The organism is Actinomadura geliboluensis, assembly GCF_043197915.1.
GTDB lineage: Bacteria > Actinomycetota > Actinomycetes > Streptosporangiales > Streptosporangiaceae > Spirillospora > Spirillospora geliboluensis.
On the sequence record NZ_JBICUA010000021.1, the window covers coordinates 28,475 to 46,920 of the forward strand.

Sequence of the window (18,446 nt, forward strand, 5' to 3'; positions counted from 1 at the left end):
GAACAAGATGAGTCCACGACGGCGCGACGCCGAAGGCACCGCCGCCGCCCGCGCGGAACGGCGGGCGGAACTGCTCGCCACGGCCGCGGAGGTGTTCGCCTCCCAGGGCTACTCCGCCACCACCGTCCGGAAGGTCGCCGACGCCGCCGGCATCCTCGGCGGCAGCCTCTACTACCACTTCGACTCCAAGGAGTCGATGGCCGACGAGATCCTCCGCACCTTCCTGGACGAGATGTGGGCCGGGTACGAGCAGGTCCTCGCGGCGGACCTCAACGCCCGCGACACCCTCGAGGCCATCGTCGCGCAGTCGTTCCGCTCGATAGACCGGCACCGGCCCGCCGTCGTCCTCTACCAGAACGAGTCCAAGCACCTCGCCACCAGCGAGCGGTTCCACTACCTGCTCGACTCGCAGCGCCGGTTCGAGGAGATGTGGCTGTCCCTGCTGGACCGGGGCGTCAAGGAGGGCGCCTTCCGCGCCGACCTCGACCGCACCCTCGTCTACCGGTTCATCCGCGACACCGTGTGGGTCGCGGCGAACTGGTACCAGCACGGCGGGCGGCTGTCCGCCGACGACATCGCCAAGCAGTACCTCGCCATGTTCCTCGAAGGCATCCAGGCGAGCTAGCCCCCGTACGAAGGAGAAGACCATGGCCGAGGCGTACATCGTCGACGCAGTCCGGGCCCCGGTGGGCCGGCGCAACGGCGGGCTCGCCGGCGCGCACCCCGCCGACCTCGGCGCGCACGTCCTCACCGCGCTCATGGACCGGACGAAGATCGACCCGGCCGCCGTCGAGGACGTCGTGTTCGGCTGCGTCGACACCATCGGCCCGCAGGCCGGCGACATCGCCCGCACCTGCTGGCTCGCCGCCGGGCTCCCCGAAGAGGTCCCCGGCGTCACCGTCGACCGGCAGTGCGGCTCCTCCCAGCAGGCCGTGCACTTCGCCGCGCAGGCCGTCCTGTCCGGCACGTCCGACCTGGTCGTGGCGGGCGGCGTGCAGAACATGTCGCAGATCCCGATCGCGTCCGCGATGACCGCCGCCGCCCCGCTCGGCTTCACCGAGGGCCCCTTCGCCGGCTCCAAGGGCTGGACGCGCCGCTACGGCGACCAGGAGGTCTCCCAGTTCCACGGCGCCGAGATGATCGCCCGCGACTGGGACCTGTCCCGCGAGGACATGGAGCGGTTCGCCTACGAGTCGCACCAGCGCGCCATCCGCGCCATCGACGAGGGCCGCTTCGAACGCGAGATCGCCCCCTACGAGGGCGTCGCCACCGACGAGGGCCCCCGCCGCGACACCACGCTGGAGAAGATGGCCGGCCTGAAGACCCTCGTGGACGGCGGGCGCCTCACCGCCGCCGTGTCGTCCCAGATCTCCGACGGCTCCGCCGCCCTGCTCATCGCCTCCGAGCAGGCCGTCAAGGACCACGGCCTCACCCCGCGCGCCCGCATCCACCACATCTCCGCGCGCGGCGAGGACCCCGTCCGGATGCTGTCCGCGCCGATCCCCGCCACCGCCTACGCCTTCAAGAAGACCGGCATGACGATGGACGACATCGACGCCGTCGAGATCAACGAGGCGTTCGCGTCCGTCGTCCTCGCCTGGCTGAAGGAGACCGGCGCCGACCCGGCGAAGGTCAACCCCAACGGCGGCGCCATCGCCCTCGGCCACCCCCTCGGCGCCACCGGCGCCCGCCTCATGACCACCCTCCTGCACGAACTGGACCGCACCGGCGGCCGCTACGGCCTCCAGACGATGTGCGAGGGCGGCGGCCAGGCCAACGTGACCATCATCGAGAGGTTGCGTTAGCCCAGGGGGGCGACCCCCTGGAACCCCCGTCGCGGGTCGGGCGGCCTCCGGGCGCTGGGCGCCCTCCGGCCGCCCGACCCGTGACCGGTGGTCGAGGTTCAAGCCAGAGCCGGTGGTTGTTCACTCGGGGATCGGGGTTCTCACTCAAGAAGGTGGAACGGAGGCTGGTGTGGACGTGTTCGAGGCGGCTCGGTTGGGGCCGCTGACGTTGCGCAACCGGGTGATCAAGGCGGCAACCTTCGAGGGGATGGCGCCCGAGTCCCTGGTCACCGATGAGCTGATCGAGTACCACCGGCGGCCCGCCGCCGGGGGAGTGGGCATGACGACCGTCGCCTACTGCGCGGTCTCGCCCGAGGGGCGGACGGAGCGGGGGCAGATCTGGATGCGGCCCGAGGCCGTTCCGGGGCTGCGCCGGCTCACCGACGCCGTGCACGCCGAGGGCGCCGCCGCGTCCGCGCAGCTCGGGCACGCCGGGCCGGTCGCGGACGCCAGCTCCAACAAGCTGCCCGCGATCTCGGCGGGGCGCTTCTTCAACCCGCTCGGCATGGCGTTCACCAAGGTCGCCACGGCCGACGACATCGCGCGCATCACCCGCGCGCACGCCGACGCCGCACGGCTGGCGATCGAGTCCGGGTTCGACGCCGTGGAGATCCACTTCGGGCACAACTACCTGGCCAGCTCGTTCCTCAGCCCGCGCCTCAACAAGCGCAAGGACGGGTACGGCGGGCCGATCGAGAACCGTGCCAAGGTCGCGCTCGGCATCGCCCGCGCCGTCCGGGACGAGGTGGGCGACCGCATCGCGATCACCGCGAAGCTCAACATGCGGGACGGCGTCCGCGGCGGCCTGGAGATCGACGACAGCCTGTACGTGGCCCGCGCGCTGCAGGACGACGGCACCGTCGACGCCCTCGAACTGACCGCGGGCAGTTCGCTGCTCAACCCGATGTACCTGTTCCGCGGCGAGATGCCCATCCCGGAGTTCGCCGCCGGCTACAAGCTGCCGATGCGCGTCGGCCTGCGCATGTTCGGCAAGCGGTTCCTGCGCGTGTACCCGTACCAGGACGCCTACCTGCTGGAGCACGCCCGCAGGTTCCGCGCCGAACTGGACCTGCCGCTCGTCCTGCTGGGCGGCATCACCACCCGCGAGACCATGGACAAGGCGATGGAGGAGGGCTTCCAGTTCGTCGCCATGGCGCGCGCCCTGCTCCGCGAACCCGACCTCGTGAACCGCATCGCCGCCGACCCGTCCACCCCGTCGCTGTGCATCCACTGCAACCGGTGCGTCCCCACCATCTACAAGGGCACCCACTGCCCCCTCATCCCGGCCTGACGCGCGGGCTGGGACGATGAGCCGATGATCGACATCGCGGGATGGGCGCCGGAGCCGCAGGAGGCGACCGAGGTCATCGACGCGGCGCCCTCGGCGGCGCTCGCGGGGGTCTTGGACGTCGAGCCGCCCGGCGACGAGTTGCCGCCGCTGTGGCAGTGGGTCCACTTCCTGGAGCGGCCCGCGCAGCGGGAGCTGGGGCCGGACGGGCATCCGCGCGACGGGCGGTTCCTACCGCCCATTCCTGAGCGGCGCCGCATGTTTGCCGGAGGACGGTTTCGCATTCGGGAGCCCTTGCGGGTCGGCGACACGGTCACCCGGAGGACGGAGCTCCTCTCGACGGTCGTGAAACAAGGGCGCAGTGGGGAAATGCTGTTCGTCACCGTCCGCCATGTCTTTCTGCGGGCCGGCGTTGAGATCGCGGTGGAGGAGCAGGATCTCGTCTACCGAAGCGGCGATGCCAAGTCTTCGCCGGGCGAGGTGTCGTTTTCCAGCCCTGATGTGAAGGCGCCTTGGATGTTGCCGGTCACCGCTGATCCGGTGTTGCTGTTCCGGTTCAGCGCGCTTACCTACAACGCCCATCGCATCCATTACGACAAGGCGTACGCGACCGAAGTCGAGGGGCATGGCGGGCTCGTCGTGCACGGGCCGCTGCTCGCGATCCTCTGCCTCGAACTGCCGCGCCGGGCGGGCCGGACGGTGCGCGAGCTGTCGTTCCGCGCCCGCCGGCCCGTCTACGCGCGGCAGCCGTTCGTCGCGGCCGGCTCCCCGGACGGGGACCTGTCCATCGAGGCGCCCGGCGGGGTCACCGCGATGACCGCGACGTTCGCCTAGGCGGCGGCCTCCGCGTGGGCGGCGCCGCCGCGGCGCTCCTCGGCGGTCCGCCGGACGAACCGCTTGATCTCGTCGTGGACGTCCTCCTCGTCCCAGCCGAGGACGGGCGCCACCAGTTCGGCGACGCGGGACGCCGCGGCCACGCCGCCGTCCCACTCCTCGATCGCCGCCCGGAGCCGGCGGGCCAGGACGTCCTCCAGGTGCAGGGCGCCCTCGTGCGTCACCGCGTAGACGGCCTCGGCGCACAGGTAGTCCTCGGCGCCGGGGATGGGCGCGCCGAGCGCCGAGCTGTCGGCGACCAGCCGCAGGACCTCCAGGGCGCACGCCCCGTAGCGGCGCAGCAGGTGCTCGACCCGTGCGACGTGCAGGCCCGACTCGGCGGCGAGGCGGCGCCGCTCGTTCCACAGCACCTCGAAGCCGGTCGCGCCGAGGAGCGGCAGCCGGGCCGTGACGGACGCGGGCACGGACTCGTCCAGGCCGTCGGCGACCGCGTCCACCGCGTCCTGCGCCATCACCCGGTAGGTGGTGAACTTGCCGCCGGTGACGACGACGAGGCCCGGGACCGGCTCGGCGACCGCGTGCTCGCGCGACAGCCGCGTCGTGTCGTCGAACTCGCCGGACAGCAGCGGCCGCAGCCCCGCGTAGACGCCCTCGATGTCGTCGTGGGTGAGCGGCGTCCGCAGGACGGCGTTCGCCTGGTCGAGGAGGTAGCCGATGTCGGTGTGCTCGGCGACGGGCTCGTCCGGCCCGTCGTCGTGCGGGGTGTCGGTGGTGCCGACGAGCCAGTGCCGCCCCCACGGGATGATGAACAGCACACTCTTGGCCGTTCGCGTGATCAGGCCGGTCTCCATCGGGATCCGGTCGCGCGGCACCACCAGGTGGACGCCCTTGGACGCGCGGACCCCGAACGCCGCCCGGGAGCCGGTCATCGCCTGCGCGCCGTCCGTCCACACACCGGTCGCGCACACCACCCGACGGGCCCGCACGGCGATCTCCTGACCGCCCTCCAGGTCGACGACCGTGGCGCCGGTGACCCGCTCGCCCTCGCGCAGGAACCCCGTCGCCTCGGCCCGGGTGACGACCTTCGCGCCGTACTGGGCCGCGGTGCGGGCGACCATCATCGTGTAGCGGGCGTCGTCCACCTGCGCGTCGTAGTACTGGACGGCGCCCACCAGTGCGTCCGAGCGCAGCGCGGGCGCCTGGCGCAGCGCGCCGCGCCGGGTCAGCTGCCGGTGGCGCGGGAGCGCCCGGCTGCCGCCCATCGTGTCGTAGAGGGTGACGCCCGCGCTGACGTAGGCCCGCTCCCACACCCGGTTGCGCAGCGGATACAGGAACTGGACGGGACGCACCAGGTGCGGCGCGAGCCGATGCAGCAGCAGGCCGCGTTCCCGCAGCGCCTCCCGCACCAGCCCGAAGTCGCGCTGCTCGAGGTAGCGCAGGCCGCCGTGGATGAGCTTGCTGGAGCGGCTGGACGTCCCCGCCGCCCAGTCCCGCGCCTCCACCAGGGCGACGGACAGCCCCCGCGAGATCGCGTCGAGGGCCGCGCCGGCACCGACGATGCCGCCGCCGATCACCAGCACGTCGAACTCGGCCTCGGCGAGGGCGCGCAGCGCGTCCTCGCGGTACAGCGGACCGAGGGCTACGGATGTCACTGCTCTCTCCCAAAGAAATAACGCCGAACGAAGTTCGTCAACTGAATGGCGGTGGGTGGGGGCTGGAGGACGGGGCCGAAGGAAGTTCGTCAATTGATTGGCGGTGGGCGGGGGCTGGACGACGGGGCCGAAGGAAGTTCGTTAACTGATTGGCGGTGGGCGGGGGCTGGACGACGGGGCCCGGGCCGCGGCTGGGGGCCGCGGCCCGGGGGTGGTCAGTCGATGTCGACCCAGTCGAGGGTGCGGGTGACGGCCTTCTTCCAGCCGGCGTAGCCGGTCTGGCGCTGGTCGTCGTCCCAGGTGGGGTGCCAGCGCTTGTCCTCGTTCCAGTTCTGGCGGAGTTCGTCGGTGGTGTTCCAGAAGCCGACGGCGAGGCCGGCGGCGTAGGCGGCGCCGAGGGCGGTGGTCTCGGCGACGACGGGGCGGGAGACCGGGACGCCGAGGATGTCGGCCTGCAGTTGCATGCACAGCTCGTTGGCGGTGACACCGCCGTCGACCTTGAGGACGTCCAGGGAGACGCCGGAGTCCTCCCGCATCGCCTCCACGACGTCGCGGGACTGGTAGCAGATGGCTTCGAGGGTGGCGCGGGCGACGTGGGCGTTGGTGTTGAAGCGGGACAGGCCGACGATGGCGCCGCGGGCGTCGGAGCGCCAGTAGGGGGCGAACAGGCCCGAGAAGGCGGGGACGAAGTAGACGCCGCCGTTGTCGTCGACCTGGCGCGCCAGGGCTTCGCTTTCGGAGGCGCCGGAGATGATGCCGAGCTGGTCGCGCAGCCACTGCACGGCCGACCCGGTCACCGCGATCGAGCCTTCCAACGCGTAGACCGGCTTGTCGGCTCCGAACTGGTAGCAGACGGTCGTCAGCAGGCCGCTCTTGGACCGGACGAGTTCCTCACCGGTGTTGAGCAGGAGGAAGTTGCCGGTGCCGTAGGTGTTCTTGGCTTCGCCGGGTGCGAAGCACACCTGCCCGACGGTCGCGGCCTGCTGGTCGCCCAGGGCGGCGGTCAGCGGGACTTCGCCGCCGAGTGGGCCGTCCGCGCGGGTGACTCCGTAGCCGGCGGGCGCCGAGGACGGTTTGATCTCCGGCAGCATGGAGCGGGGGATGCCGAAGAACGACAGGAGCTCGTCGTCCCAGCTGAGGGTCTCCAGGTCCATCAGCATGGTGCGGCTGGCGTTGGTCGGGTCGGTGACGTGGACGCCGCCGTTCGTCCCGCCGGTCAGGTTCCAGAGCACCCACGTGTCGGTCGTGCCGAAGACGGCGTCGCCCGCCTCAGCGGCCTCGCGGACGCCGTCGACGTTCTCCAGGATCCATTGGATCTTGCCGCCGGAGAAGTAGGTGGCCGGCGGCAGCCCGGCCTTCCGGCGGATGACGTCGCCCTTGCCGTCGCGTTCGAGGGCGGCGGCGATGCGGTCGGTGCGGGTGTCCTGCCAGACGATCGCGTTGTAGTACGGGCGGCCGGTGCGCCGGTTCCACACCACGGTCGTCTCGCGCTGGTTGGTGATGCCGAACGCGGCCAGGTCGGTGTGGCCCAGGTTCGCCTTGTTCAGCGTGGTCTGGACGACGGCGCGGGTCCGCTCCCAGATCTCGGTCGGATTGTGCTCCACCCAGCCCGCCCGCGGCAGGATCTGCTCGTGCTCCAGCTGGTGGCGGGCGATCTCGTTCCCGCCGTGATCGAAGATCATGAAGCGGGTGCTGGTCGTGCCCTGGTCGAGGGCTCCGACGAAGTCGGCCATGCGTGCGGTCTCCTGGGATGAGGGTGCGGGACGGTCAGGCCGTCTCGTACTGCGGTTCGGGCTTGGCGATGTCCTGGGCGGGCTCCTCGGGGGGCAGGAACCGCCCGATCAGGGCCTTGTAGAGTCCGACGCCGACGACGCCGCCGATCAGCGGGCCGACGATCGGGACCCAGAAGTACAGGTCGCCGTACTGGTCCCGCCACGCGCCGCCGTAGCCGGTGAGGAACGAGGCGAGCCGGGGGCCGAAGTCGCGGGCCGGGTTGATCGCGTAGCCGGCGTCGGTGCCGAACGCCATCCCGATCGCGACCACCAGCAGGCCGATCAGGAACGGGGCCAGGTTGGCCAGCGGCGGCGAGTTCCGGATGTCGGTCAGCGCCTTGATCACGAACAGCAGGATCGCGGTGCCGATGACCTGGTCGCGGAACGCGCCCCAGGTGCCGACCGGGAGGGTGCCGTTGCCGGGCAGGGTGGAGAAGACGCCCTGCGTCTTGATGGTGTGGCCGGGGTCGACCTTGGCGAGCACCTCGCTGTAGTTCCAGCGGACGAGCAGCGCCGCGATGAACGCGCCCGCCGTCTGCGCGGCGATGTAGGGCGCGGTCTTGCGCCAGGCGAACTCCTTGAACGCGGCGAGCCCGATGGTGACGGCGGGGTTGAGGTGGGCGCCGCTGATCCGGGCGGCGACGTAGACGCCGAGCGTGACGCCGAGCCCCCAGGCCCAGGCGATGCTGTCGTGGTCGCCGATGCCGGCGGCGGCGACCTGCGCGACGACGCCGACGCCGAACAGGATGAGGATCAGGGTGCCGGCGAACTCGGCCGCGAGCTCACCGGCGAGCGAGGGGATTCTCGGTCGTTGCGCGGTGCGTTCCGTCATGGGCTCTCCTCGGCAGGTGGGGTGGACGCGAGGCCCCGTGAGGCTGGCCAGACGGTAAGTCGGGGATGGACCGCCGACAACGGGAGACTGCCGACAATGTCGAACACTTTCCCCGTTGCCCGGCGCCGGTTACCCTCCAATCTGTGCACGAGATCACAGAATCCGGGCAGTTCGGACCGTACGGGACGACAATCACGACAAGCGCCGACATTGTCGGCACACCGCCGGGAGAACTACCCTGGGATTCGTGCCCGGACCCGTGCAGTCGATCGAGCGCGCCGCCGCGATCCTGCGGCTGCTCGCCGCCAGTTCGGGACGGCTCGGCGTCGGTGAGGTCGCCAGCTCGCTCGGGCTCGCCCGCGGCACCGCGCACGGCATCCTGCGCACCCTGGAGCGCGTCGGCTTCGTCGAGCAGGACGGCGGCACCGGCAAGTACCAGCTCGGCGCCGCCCTGCTGCATCTCGGCACCAGCTACCTGGACGTCAACGAGCTGCGGTCCCGCGCCATCAACTGGGCCGACGCGCTCGCCTCGCGCAGCGGCGAGGCCGTCCGCATCGGGACCCTGCTGGAGGGCAAGGTCCTGGTCGTCCACCACGTCTTCCGGCCCGACGACACCCTCCAGGCCATGGACGTCGGCTCGCTGCTGCCGCTGCACGCCACCGCCCTCGGCAAGGCGCTGCTCGCCCACGACGCCAACGCCGCCGCGTCCATCCGCGACACCGTCCTGGAGTCCTACTGCCGGCGCACCATCACCGATCCGCGCGAACTCGCACGGGCCGCCACCCGGGTGCGGGAGAACGGCTGGGCCGCCGAGACCGAGGAGCTGTCGATCGGCGAGGCGGGCATCGCCGCGCCGATCCGCGGGCACGGGGGGCTGGTGGTCGGGGCCATCGGCATCTCCGGCGCGGTCGAGCGAATCTGCGACGCGCGGCGCGTCCCCGAGCCGCGGCTCGTCGGGTACGTGCGGGACGCGGCCCGCGCCGTCTCCCGCGACCTCGGGGGCTCGCGCTGGTGACGCCGCGGCCCCGGCGCCGCGTCCGGGGGGAGGGGGCCGACCGTGACCGAGCGCTACGTGATGTCGATCGACCAGGGCACCACCTCGACGCGGTGCATCCTGTTCGACCACGGCGGCCGGCTGGTGTCGGTCGCGCAGCGCGAGCACCGGCAGCACTTCCCGAAGCCGGGCTGGGTCGAGCACGACCCGATGGAGATCTGGCGCAACCTGGAGCGGATCGCCCCCGAGGCGCTCGCCCAGGCGGGGGTGACCGCGAACCAGGTCGCCGCGGTCGGGATCGCCAACCAGCGCGAGACGACCGTCCTGTGGGACCGGCTGACCGGGGTCCCGATCGGCCGCGCCATCGTCTGGCAGGACACCCGCACCGGCGCCCTGGTGGACGAGTTGGCCCGCGCCCCCGGCGCCGCGATGGTCACCGAGCGCAGCGGGCTGCCGCTGGCCGCCTACTTCTCCGCGCCGCGCATCCGCTGGCTGCTCGACCACACGCCCGGCCTCCGGGAGCGCGCCGAACGCGGTGAGGTCCTGTTCGGCACGATGGAGAGCTGGCTGATCTGGAACCTCAGCGGCGGCGTCGACGGCGGCGTGCACGTCACCGACGTGACCAACGCCGGCCGCACCCTGCTGATGGACCTGCGCACCCTGTCCTGGGACGCCGGCCTGCTCGACTTCTTCGGCGTGCCGGCCGCGATGCTGCCGGAGATCCGCTCGTCCACCGAGACCTACGGGACGGCCCGCCGCGTGTTCCCCGGGGTGCTGATCGGCGCCGCCCTCGGCGACCAGCAGGCCGCGCTGTTCGGGCAGACGTGCTTCTCGCCGGGCGAGACCAAGTGCACCTACGGGACGGGCGCGTTCCTGCTGATGAACACCGGCACCACGCCGGTGAAGTCCGCGAACGGGCTGCTCACCACCGTCGGCTACAAGATCGGCGACGAGCCCGCGGTGTACGCGCTGGAGGGCTCGATCGCGATCACCGGCGCGCTCGTCCAGTGGTTCCGGGACGGCCTCGGGCTGATCTCCACCGCGCCGGAGATCGAGACCCTGGCCCGGACGGTCGACGACAACGGCGGCTGCTACATCGTCCCGGCCTTCTCGGGGCTGTTCGCGCCGCACTGGCGCAGCGAGGCGCGCGGCATCATCGTCGGCCTCACGTCCTACATCACGAAGGGGCATCTGGCGCGGGCCGTGCTGGAGGCGACCGGCTGGCAGACCCGCGAGGTGGTGGACGCGATGAACGCCGACTCGGGGCTCGGCCTGAAGGAGCTGAAGGCCGACGGCGGCATGACGTCCGACAACCTCGTCATGCAGATGGTCGCGGACATGCTGAACGTGCCCGTGGAGCGGCCGATGGTGGTGGAGACGGTGTCGCTCGGCGCCGCCTACGCCGCCGGGCTCGCCGTCGGCTACTGGGCGGGCCTCGAAGGGCTGCGCCGCAACTGGCACCGGGCCGCCCGCTGGGTCCCGGCGATGGAGCCGACGCGGCGCGCCGCCGAGTACGACAACTGGAAGCGGGCCGTGGAGCGCACGTTCGGCTGGATCCGCGCCGGCGAGGACCCCGCGACCGCGCCGTGAGGCCGGAGCCCCCCGCCCTAGATCCGGTCGCGCTCGATCAGCTGCTTGACGATGACGTTGCGCTGGATCTCGTTCGTCCCCTCGCCGACGATCATCAGCGGGGCGTCGCGGAAGTAGCGCTCCACGTCGAACTCGGTGGAGTAGCCCGCCGCGCCGTGGATGCGAACGGCGTTCAGCGCGATCTGCATCGCGGCCTCGGAGGCGTAGAGCTTGGCCATGCCCGCCTCCATGTCGCAGCGCTCGCCCGCGTCCAGGCGCCGGGCGGCGTCGAGGGTGAGCAGCCGCGCGGCCCGCAGCTGCGTGGCCATGTCGGCGAGGTAGTTGCCGATCGACTGGTGCTGCCAGATCGGCTTGCCGAACGCCTCGCGCTGCTGGGCGTAGCGGAGGGAGTCCTCAAGGGCGGCGCGACCGACGCCGAGCGCGCGCGCCGCGACCTGGATGCGGCCCACTTCGAGGCCCCGCATCATCTGGGCGAAACCGCGCCCCTCCTCGCCGCCGAGCAGCGCGTCGAGCGGCGCCTCGTAGCCGTCGAAGGACAGCTCGCAGCTCTCCACGCCCTTGTAGCCGAGCTTCGGCAGGTCGCGGGAGACGGTCAGGCCGGGGCCCTTCTCCACGAGCAGGATGCTGATGCCCCGGTGGCGCGGGGACGCGTGCGGGTCGGTCTTGCACAGCAGCGCGATGAGCCCCGACATCCGGGCGTTGGTGATCCACATCTTGGCGCCGTCGACGACGTACCGGTCGCCGTCCCGCCGCGCGGTCGTGCTCATCGCCTGCAGGTCCGAGCCGCCGGACGGCTCGGTGAGCGCCATCGTGGCGCGCAGCTCGCCGGTCGCCATCCGGGGCAGGTAGCGGGCCTTCTGCTCCTCGGTGCCGAACACCGCGAGCAGGTGCGAGACGACCGTGTGCCCGCCGAACGCGCCGGCCAGGGTCATCCAGCCGCGCGCCAGCTCCTCGGTGACGAGCGCGTAGCACGCCTTGGAGACGGCGACGTCGCCGTACGGCGCGGGCACGGCGAGGCCGTAGACGCCGAGCTCCTTCATCCGGTCGATGAGGCGCTCGGGGTACGCGCCCGCGTGCTCCAGGTCCCGGGCGACCGGGCGGACCTCCCTGTCGACGAAGTCCGCGACGACCTCGACGATGGCGCGCTCCTCGTCGCTGAGCGTGAACACGGCGGCTCCACCCTCCTCCCGCGCGGGCTCCCGCACGGGGGCGATCTCTCATATATTTGATGTGAAAATACCGCAGGCGCCCAGGGGGGACGATGACCGCTGCCGGATCCGGCGGCCCGGCCCTCGGCCGCCGCCGCCAGCTGAGCGACGAGGTGGCCGCGCACGTCCGCGACCTGATCATGTCCGGCCAGGTCGGGCACGGCGAGTTCCTCCGGCTGGAGCGGATCGCCGACGACCTCGGGATCAGCGTCACCCCGGTCCGGGAGGCGCTGCTGTCGCTGCGCGGCGAGGGCTTCGTGACGCTGGAGCCGCGCCGCGGGTTCATGCCGGCGCCGCTCACCCGGCAGGACGTCCAGGACCTGTTCGAGGCTCAGGCGTACTTCGCCGGCGAGTTGGCCGCCCGCGCCGCCGGCCGGGCCGCCGAGGCCGACCTGGACGCCCTCGACCGGACGCAGGCGCTGCTGGAGGAGGCGTTCGCGGCCGGCGACTCGGCGGGCGTCGAGCGCGCCAACCACCAGTTCCACCGGCTGATCAACCTGCGCGCCGGGTCGCCGAAGATGGCGTGGCTGCTGCAGACCGTGGTCCGGTACGCGCCGCGCCGCTTCTACGCGGGCATCGAGGGCTGGACGCGGGCGTCGGTCGACGACCACCGGCTCGTCCTCGCCGCGCTGCGCGCCGGGGACGCCGAGGCCGCGCGGCAGGCGATGCGCGCCCACATCCGGCACGCGGGCACGCTGCTGGTGGTGCATCTGGAGGCGCGGGGCTTCTGGGCGGCCGAGGCGGAGTGAGGCCGCCCGAACCCGGCCGCGGCAGGCCGCGTATCGTATAAAAAATTTCCGGGAGGGCGGATGGACGACCAGGTGGTCACGGTCACCGATCGCGGCGCGGCGCGCGTGCTCACGCTGAACCGGCCGGAGGCGCGCAACGCGGTCGACCTCCCGACGCGCGAGCGGCTCCTGGCGGAGTTGCGGCGCGCCGCCGACGACCCCGCGGTGCGGGCGATCGTGCTGACCGGCGCCGGCGGGACGTTCTCGGCGGGCGGCGACGTCCGGTCGATGGAGGGCGCCGCGCCGGACGACGTCCGCGCCCGGCTCACCCCGCTGCACGAGGCCGTCCGGCTCATCGCGACGTGCGGCACACCGGTGATCGCGGCCGTCGAGGGCGCCGCCGCCGGGCTCGGGGTGTCCCTCGCCGCCGTCTGCGACCACGTGGTCGCCGCCGAGGACGCCCGGTTCGTCGCCGCGTTCGGCAAGGTCGGCCTCGTCGCCGACGGCGGCCTGCTCTGGACGCTCCCGCGCCGCGTCGGCATGGGCCGCGCCAAGGAGATGCTCGTCTTCGGGCGGACCGTCCCCGCGCCCCGCGCCTACGAGATCGGCCTCGCCGACTCCCTCGCGCCGCCCGGCGGGGCCCTGGACGCCGCGCTCGGCCTGGCCGCCGAGTCCGCCGCGCTCGCCCCGCTCTCGGTCGCCGCCGCCAAGCAGCTGCTGGCCTGTACCGACCTCGACCCGGACGGGCTGCTGGAGGCCGAGATGGAGGAGCAGACCGCGCTGTTCGGCAGCGCCGACTTCGCCGAGGGCCGCGCCGCGTTCGCCGCGCGCCGCCCGCCGCGTTTCGAGGGCCGCTAGGGCTTCGGGGCCGCCAGAGAGGGAGCACGGATGAGCAGGCTGCAGCAGACGCACGGGCTGTCGGACGAGCAGCGGGAGATCGTCGCGACCGTCCGCGCGTTCGTCGACCGGGAGATCCTCCCGGTCGCCACCGCCCTGGAGCACGCCGACGAGTACCCGCAGGCGATCGTCGACGGCATGAGGGACCTCGGGCTCTTCGGCCTGATGATCGGCGAGGAGCACGGCGGGCTCGGCGCGTCGCTGCTGACGTACGCGCTGGTCGTGGAGGAGCTGTCGCGAGGCTGGATGAGCGTGTCCGGCATCGTCAACACCCACTTCATCGTCGCCTGGATGATCGCCCACCACGGCACCGCCGAGCAGCGGGCGCACTACCTGCCGAAGATGGCGACCGGGGAGGTCCGGGGCGCGTTCTCGATGTCGGAGCCCGGCTGCGGCTCCGACGTCTCCGCCATCACGACCCGCGCCGTGCCCGACGGCGACGACTACGTGATCGACGGCCAGAAGATGTGGCTGACCAACGGCGGCTCCGCCAACCTCGTCGCCACGCTCGTCAAGACCGACCCCGACGCCGGCCACCGCGGCATGACGACGTTCCTCATCGACAAGACCCCCGGCTTCGGCGAGGTCGCGCCCGGCCTGACCGTCCCGGGCAAGATCGAGAAGATGGGCTACAAGGGCGTCGACACCACCGAGCTGCTCTTCGACGGGTACCGCGTCCCGGCGGCCCAGATCCTTGGCGGCGCGCCAGGCCGGGGCTTCTACCAGATGATGGACGGCGTCGAGGTCGGCCGTGTCAACGTCGCGGCGCGCGGCTGCGGCGTCGCCAGGCGCGCCTACGAGCTGGCCCTGGACTACGCGCGGCAGCGCGAGACGTTCGGCAGGCCGATCGCCGAGCACCAGGCCGTCCTGTTCCGCCTCGCCGAGATGGCCACCAAGGTCGAGGCCGCCCACCAGATGATGGTCATGGCGGCGCGGCGCAAGGACTCCGGCGAGCGCAACGACCTCGAGGCGGGCATGGCGAAGTACCTGGCCAGCGAGTACTGCAAGGAGGTCGTGGAGGACGCGTTCCGGATCCACGGCGGCTACGGGTACTCCACGGAGTTCGAGATCGAGCGGCTCTACCGGGAGGCGCCGATGCTGCTGATCGGCGAGGGCACCGCCGACATCCAGAAGATGATCATCGGCCGCCGGCTGCTGGACGGCGCGGGCTGACCGGGCGGGCGGCGGATATCGTGGCGGCATGGCCAGCCCGACCCCCGCCGCCGCCCCCGGCCGCCGCCGCGACGAGCTGCGCGACTTCCTGCGGACCCGCCGCGCCCGGCTCACCCCCGCCGACGTCGGCATGCCCGACGGGGGCCGGCGCCGCACGCCGGGCCTGCGCCGCGAGGAGGTCGCCGTCCTCGCCGGGGTCGGGGTGTCCTGGTACACGTGGCTGGAGCAGGGCCGCGACATCAAGGTCTCCGGCGACGTCCTCGACGCGGTCGGCCGCGCGCTGCGGCTGGACGCGGCCGAGCGCGAGCACCTGTACCTGCTCGCCGGCCTGAACCCGCCGCGGGCGGAGGCCGACCCGGCCGTCCCGGTCACGCCGGAGCTGCAGCGGGTGCTGGACGCCTGGTCCCCGCGCCCGGCCTACGTCCGCGACCGGCACTGGAACTTCCTCGCCATCAACGACGCGGCCCGCGAGGTGTTCGGCTACGGCGACACCGACCACAACTGCCTGGTGACGTTCTTCACCAACGTCCGCTACCGGTCGATGCACACGCACTGGACCGCCGCCGCGCCCGACGTCGTCGCGCGGTTCCGCGCCGACGCCGCCCGCTACCCCGACGACCCCGGCTTCGACCGGCTCATCGCCGACATGCTGGCCGCCAGCCCCGAGTTCGCCGAGCTGTGGCCCCGCCACGAGGTGAGCGCGCCGCCGCTGGCCGTCAAGGGGATCCAGCACCCCGACGCGGGCGAGCTGGTCTTCGAGGGGACGATGCTGCCGCTCGCCGACCGTCCGGGCCACCACCTGGTGCTGCACAACCCGCGGCCCGGCACCGGCACGCAGGAGCGCCTCGAACGCCTGATGGCCCGCCGCGCCCTGCCCGCCGCCGGCTGACTCCGCGGGGCCGCGGGCCCGTTCCGCACTGAGGGTGGTGGTGCCACACCCAGGTTCAACGGAGTCTGCCATCCTCCGCGCGCGCCCTGCAGGATCGTCCTCGTAGCGAGAACCGAAGGAGGACGAGTCATGAGGACGCGTGATTTCGCGGGCACGCCGGTGGGCGCCGTCGGGCTCGGGTGCATGGGGATGAGCTGGGCCTACACCGAGTCGGAGCGGGACGACGAGGCGTCGGTCGCGCTGATCCGGGAGGCCCTCGACCTCGGCGTCACGTTCCTGGACACCGCGCAGCCCTACGGCGACGGCCACAACGAGACCCTCGTCGGCCGCGCGCTGAAGGGCCGCCGGGATGAGGCGGTCGTCGCCACGAAGACGGGCCTGGTCGTGGAGTCCCCGGTCACCCGGAACATCGTCCGCGACGGCCGCCCGGAGCACGCCAAGGCGTCCGCCGAGGACAGCCTGCGCCGCCTCGGCACCGACGTGATCGACCTGTACTACCTGCACCGGGTCGACCCGGACGTGCCGCTCGCCGAGACCTGGGGGGCGATGGCGGAACTGGTCGCCGAGGGCAAGGTCCGCACGCTCGGGCTGTCGGAGGTCAGCGTCGCGCAGGCCGCCGAGGCGCACGCGATCCACCCGGTCGCGGCGGTCCAGTCGGAGCTGTCGCTGTGGACGCGCGACGCGATGGGCGCGCCCGGCGGCCGCGCGGGGACCATGCCCGGCGACACGGCCGGGACCGGCGGGGGCGTGGGCGACGTGGTCGGCTGGTGCGCCGCCAACGGGGCCGCGTTCGTGCCGTTCTCCCCGCTCGGCCGCGGGTTCCTGACCGGGACCGTCACCTCGGCCGACTTCGAGGGCACCGACTTCCGGGCCGGCAACCCGCGCTTCCAGGAGGACGCACTCCGGGCCAACATGCGCATCGTGGACGTGGTCAAGGCCGTCGCAGCCCGCCACGGCGCCACCCCCGCGCAGGTGGCGATCGCGTGGACCCTCGCGCAGGGCGACCACGTCATCCCGATCCCCGGCACCAAGAAGCGGCGCTACCTGCGCGACAACGCCGGCGCCGCCGGCCTCGACCTCACCGAGACCGACCTGGCCGAGCTGGGCGAGGTGCCCGCGGCCGTCGGCGGCCGGTACTGATGCGCGCCGTCACGATCCCCGAGTTCGGCGGCGCGGACGTCCTGCGCCCGGCCGAGGTGAAGGCCCCCGAGCCGGGGCCGGGGCAGGTGTCCATCGACGTCGCGTACGCGGGGGCGAACTTCGCCGAGGTCCTGTACCGGCGGGGCGTCGTCGACGTGCCGCTGCCGTTCGTCCCCGGCATCGAGGTGTCCGGCCGCATCCGGGAGGTCGGGCCGGACGTCGAGGGGCTGCGCAGGGGCCAGCCCGTCGCCGCCCTCACGATCGTGGACGGCGGCGGCTACGCGGAGGTCGCCGTGACGTCCGCCGAGCTCGTCGCCCCGCTCGACGGCCTGGGCCTCGGACTGGACGTCGCGGCGGCCGTCCCGTCCAACGGCGCCACCGCGTTCCTCGTCCTGGACCGCGTCGCGCGCATCGAGCCGGGCGAGAGCGTCCTGGTGCACGCGGCGGCCGGGGGCGTCGGCAGCCAGCTCGGGCAGGCCGCCCGGCTGCTCGGCGCGGGCCGGGTGGCCGGGACCGTCGGCGGCCCGGCCAAGGTCGAGGCGGCGCGCCGGTTCGGCTACGACGAAGTCGTGCTGCGCGGCGACCTGGCGGGCGAGGTCGCCGGCCTCACCGGCGGCCGCGGCTTCGACATCGTCGTGGACATGGTCGGCGGCCCCGCCCGCCGCGCGAGCCTGGACGCGCTCGCCCCGATGGGCCGGCTGGTGGTGATGGGCAACGCGTCCGGCGCGGACGACGTCGGCGTCCCGGCGAACGAGCTGTGGTTCGCCAACAAGACCGTGTCCGGGTTCAACCTCGCCGCGTTCGCGGGGACCGCGCCGGCCGAGGCGGGCCGCGCGCTGCGCCGCGCGGTGGCCGCAGCGGCCTCCGGCGGCCTGCGCGTCCAGGTGGAGGAACTGCCCCTGGAGCGGGCCGCCGAGGCGCACGAGCGCATCGAGTCGGGCGCCACGACCGGGAAGCTCGTCCTCGCCGTGGGCGGCTGAACCTCAGCGCCGCCCGGAGGGGGCCGGGGCGCCGGCGGCCAGTGCGAGCAGCTCGTCGACGCTCCACTGGTCGCCCGCGTGCTCGCCGTACTTGGCGGCGAGGAGGCGGCCGTCCGGGCCGATCAGGAAGTCGGCGGGCAGGCCTAGGCGGCCGCCGTCCGGGCGGAGCTTCGGCGCCTTCGCCTGGCCGCGGGCGAGCGCCCGGCCGCCGGCGGCGAGGGCGCGGACGATCGTCCACCACACGCGCGGGTCGAGCAGCGCGCGGCGGGCGGACTCCACGCCGAACTCGGCGTACAGCCGCTTGCCCGGGTCGCCGATCACGGCGAACGGGAGGCCGGCGACGTGCTCGCGCAGCTCCTCGGCGGCGGAGTGGAAGACCGCGATCTCGCGGACGCCCGCGGCCTCGATCTCGGCGTGCCGGACGGCGAACGAGCGCAGGTGCAGGTTGCAGACCGGGCAGCCCGCGAACCGGCGGAACTGCAGGTGGACGAGGCGGCCGGGGTCGGGGACGGGTACCGCCGGGCCGCTGACGGGCGTCAGCTCACGGGCGGGGATGTCGGAACCGGGCGCGAGGTGCATGGCACCGCTCCTTTAGGTGTACGGCATACGCTTAAGATCGTAGGCG

Annotated in this window: 17 protein-coding genes; 12 read left to right on the top strand and 5 right to left on the bottom strand. The window is 73.2% G+C overall.

What is annotated here, in order from left to right; genetic code table 11:
* Positions 1-7 precede the first annotated feature (7 nt).
* The 4 genes from ACGFI1_RS42545 to ACGFI1_RS42560 all read left to right on the top strand — a co-directional run bounded on the left by ACGFI1_RS42545 (position 8) and on the right by ACGFI1_RS42560 (position 3,966).
* Positions 8-625, top strand: a complete 618-nt coding sequence (locus tag ACGFI1_RS42545) for a TetR/AcrR family transcriptional regulator (RefSeq protein WP_138641426.1) — start codon at positions 8-10, stop codon at positions 623-625.
* Between the two features lie 22 nt (positions 626-647).
* The gene (locus ACGFI1_RS42550; RefSeq protein WP_138641425.1) at positions 648-1,805 is read left to right on the top strand and encodes an acetyl-CoA C-acetyltransferase; all 1,158 of its coding nucleotides are present in this window, start codon (positions 648-650) and stop codon (positions 1,803-1,805) included.
* A 169-nt stretch (positions 1,806-1,974) separates the two neighbouring features.
* A complete protein-coding gene (locus tag ACGFI1_RS42555) occupies positions 1,975-3,135 on the top strand; it encodes an NADH:flavin oxidoreductase (protein WP_386875659.1) in 1,161 nt (386 codons plus the stop codon).
* 24 nt (positions 3,136-3,159) lie between these two features.
* The gene (locus ACGFI1_RS42560) at positions 3,160-3,966 is read left to right on the top strand and encodes an FAS1-like dehydratase domain-containing protein (RefSeq protein ID WP_392793359.1); all 807 of its coding nucleotides are present in this window, start codon (positions 3,160-3,162) and stop codon (positions 3,964-3,966) included.
* Here the strand turns inward: ACGFI1_RS42560 and ACGFI1_RS42565 are convergent.
* The 3 genes from ACGFI1_RS42565 to ACGFI1_RS42575 form a co-directional block, all read right to left on the bottom strand.
* Positions 3,963-5,618 (bottom strand): glycerol-3-phosphate dehydrogenase/oxidase, encoded by a 1,656-nt coding sequence (locus ACGFI1_RS42565; RefSeq protein WP_392793361.1) that lies wholly within the window; start codon positions 5,616-5,618, stop codon positions 3,963-3,965. The genes ACGFI1_RS42560 and ACGFI1_RS42565 overlap by 4 nt on opposite strands.
* Before the next feature lie 215 nt (positions 5,619-5,833).
* On the bottom strand, positions 5,834-7,351 hold the full coding sequence (gene glpK / locus ACGFI1_RS42570) for a glycerol kinase GlpK (RefSeq protein ID WP_386875655.1): 1,518 nt from the start codon (positions 7,349-7,351) through the stop codon (positions 5,834-5,836).
* A 34-nt stretch (positions 7,352-7,385) separates the two neighbouring features.
* Positions 7,386-8,222: an MIP/aquaporin family protein gene (locus ACGFI1_RS42575; RefSeq protein WP_392793363.1), complete on the bottom strand. Its 837-nt coding sequence runs from the start codon at positions 8,220-8,222 to the stop codon at positions 7,386-7,388.
* Between the two features lie 247 nt (positions 8,223-8,469).
* On the opposite strand from ACGFI1_RS42575, the gene ACGFI1_RS42580 reads away from it, so the two are divergent.
* Together ACGFI1_RS42580 and glpK (ACGFI1_RS42585) are read left to right on the top strand one after the other, a co-directional pair.
* Positions 8,470-9,237 (top strand): IclR family transcriptional regulator, encoded by a 768-nt coding sequence (locus tag ACGFI1_RS42580; RefSeq protein WP_138640804.1) that lies wholly within the window; start codon positions 8,470-8,472, stop codon positions 9,235-9,237.
* 42 nt (positions 9,238-9,279) lie between these two features.
* Positions 9,280-10,806: a glycerol kinase GlpK gene (gene glpK, locus ACGFI1_RS42585; RefSeq protein ID WP_138640805.1), complete on the top strand. Its 1,527-nt coding sequence runs from the start codon at positions 9,280-9,282 to the stop codon at positions 10,804-10,806.
* Positions 10,807-10,823: 17 nt separating this feature from the next.
* Here glpK (ACGFI1_RS42585) and ACGFI1_RS42590 read toward each other — a convergent pair whose 3' ends face one another.
* Positions 10,824-11,975: an acyl-CoA dehydrogenase family protein gene (locus ACGFI1_RS42590; protein ID WP_386875652.1), complete on the bottom strand. Its 1,152-nt coding sequence runs from the start codon at positions 11,973-11,975 to the stop codon at positions 10,824-10,826.
* 92 nt (positions 11,976-12,067) lie between these two features.
* Between ACGFI1_RS42590 and ACGFI1_RS42595 the strand changes: the two genes are divergently transcribed.
* The 6 genes from ACGFI1_RS42595 (at position 12,068) to ACGFI1_RS42620 (ending at position 17,821) form a co-directional block, all read left to right on the top strand.
* Entirely contained in the window at positions 12,068-12,763 is a 696-nt protein-coding gene (locus ACGFI1_RS42595; RefSeq protein WP_386875650.1) for a GntR family transcriptional regulator, read from the top strand.
* Positions 12,764-12,823: 60 nt separating this feature from the next.
* Complete coding sequence (locus ACGFI1_RS42600; protein ID WP_392793365.1) at positions 12,824-13,600, top strand: enoyl-CoA hydratase/isomerase family protein; 777 nt, start codon at positions 12,824-12,826, stop codon at positions 13,598-13,600.
* A gap of 30 nt (positions 13,601-13,630) precedes the next feature.
* Entirely contained in the window at positions 13,631-14,812 is a 1,182-nt protein-coding gene (locus ACGFI1_RS42605; protein WP_392744335.1) for an acyl-CoA dehydrogenase family protein, read from the top strand.
* Between the two features lie 28 nt (positions 14,813-14,840).
* On the top strand, positions 14,841-15,701 hold the full coding sequence (locus ACGFI1_RS42610) for a helix-turn-helix transcriptional regulator (RefSeq protein WP_386875644.1): 861 nt from the start codon (positions 14,841-14,843) through the stop codon (positions 15,699-15,701).
* A 129-nt stretch (positions 15,702-15,830) separates the two neighbouring features.
* Positions 15,831-16,841 (top strand): aldo/keto reductase, encoded by a 1,011-nt coding sequence (locus ACGFI1_RS42615; protein WP_387075957.1) that lies wholly within the window; start codon positions 15,831-15,833, stop codon positions 16,839-16,841.
* Positions 16,841-17,821 carry a quinone oxidoreductase family protein gene (locus ACGFI1_RS42620; RefSeq protein WP_392793366.1) on the top strand — a complete coding sequence of 327 codons (981 nt, stop codon included), beginning with the start codon at positions 16,841-16,843 and terminating at the stop codon, positions 17,819-17,821. The genes ACGFI1_RS42615 and ACGFI1_RS42620 overlap by 1 nt, the downstream gene beginning before the upstream one ends.
* A 3-nt stretch (positions 17,822-17,824) precedes the next feature.
* Here ACGFI1_RS42620 and ACGFI1_RS42625 read toward each other — a convergent pair whose 3' ends face one another.
* The gene (locus ACGFI1_RS42625; RefSeq protein WP_392793367.1) at positions 17,825-18,400 is read right to left on the bottom strand and encodes a peroxiredoxin-like family protein; all 576 of its coding nucleotides are present in this window, start codon (positions 18,398-18,400) and stop codon (positions 17,825-17,827) included.
* Positions 18,401-18,446: the final 46 nt, after the last annotated feature.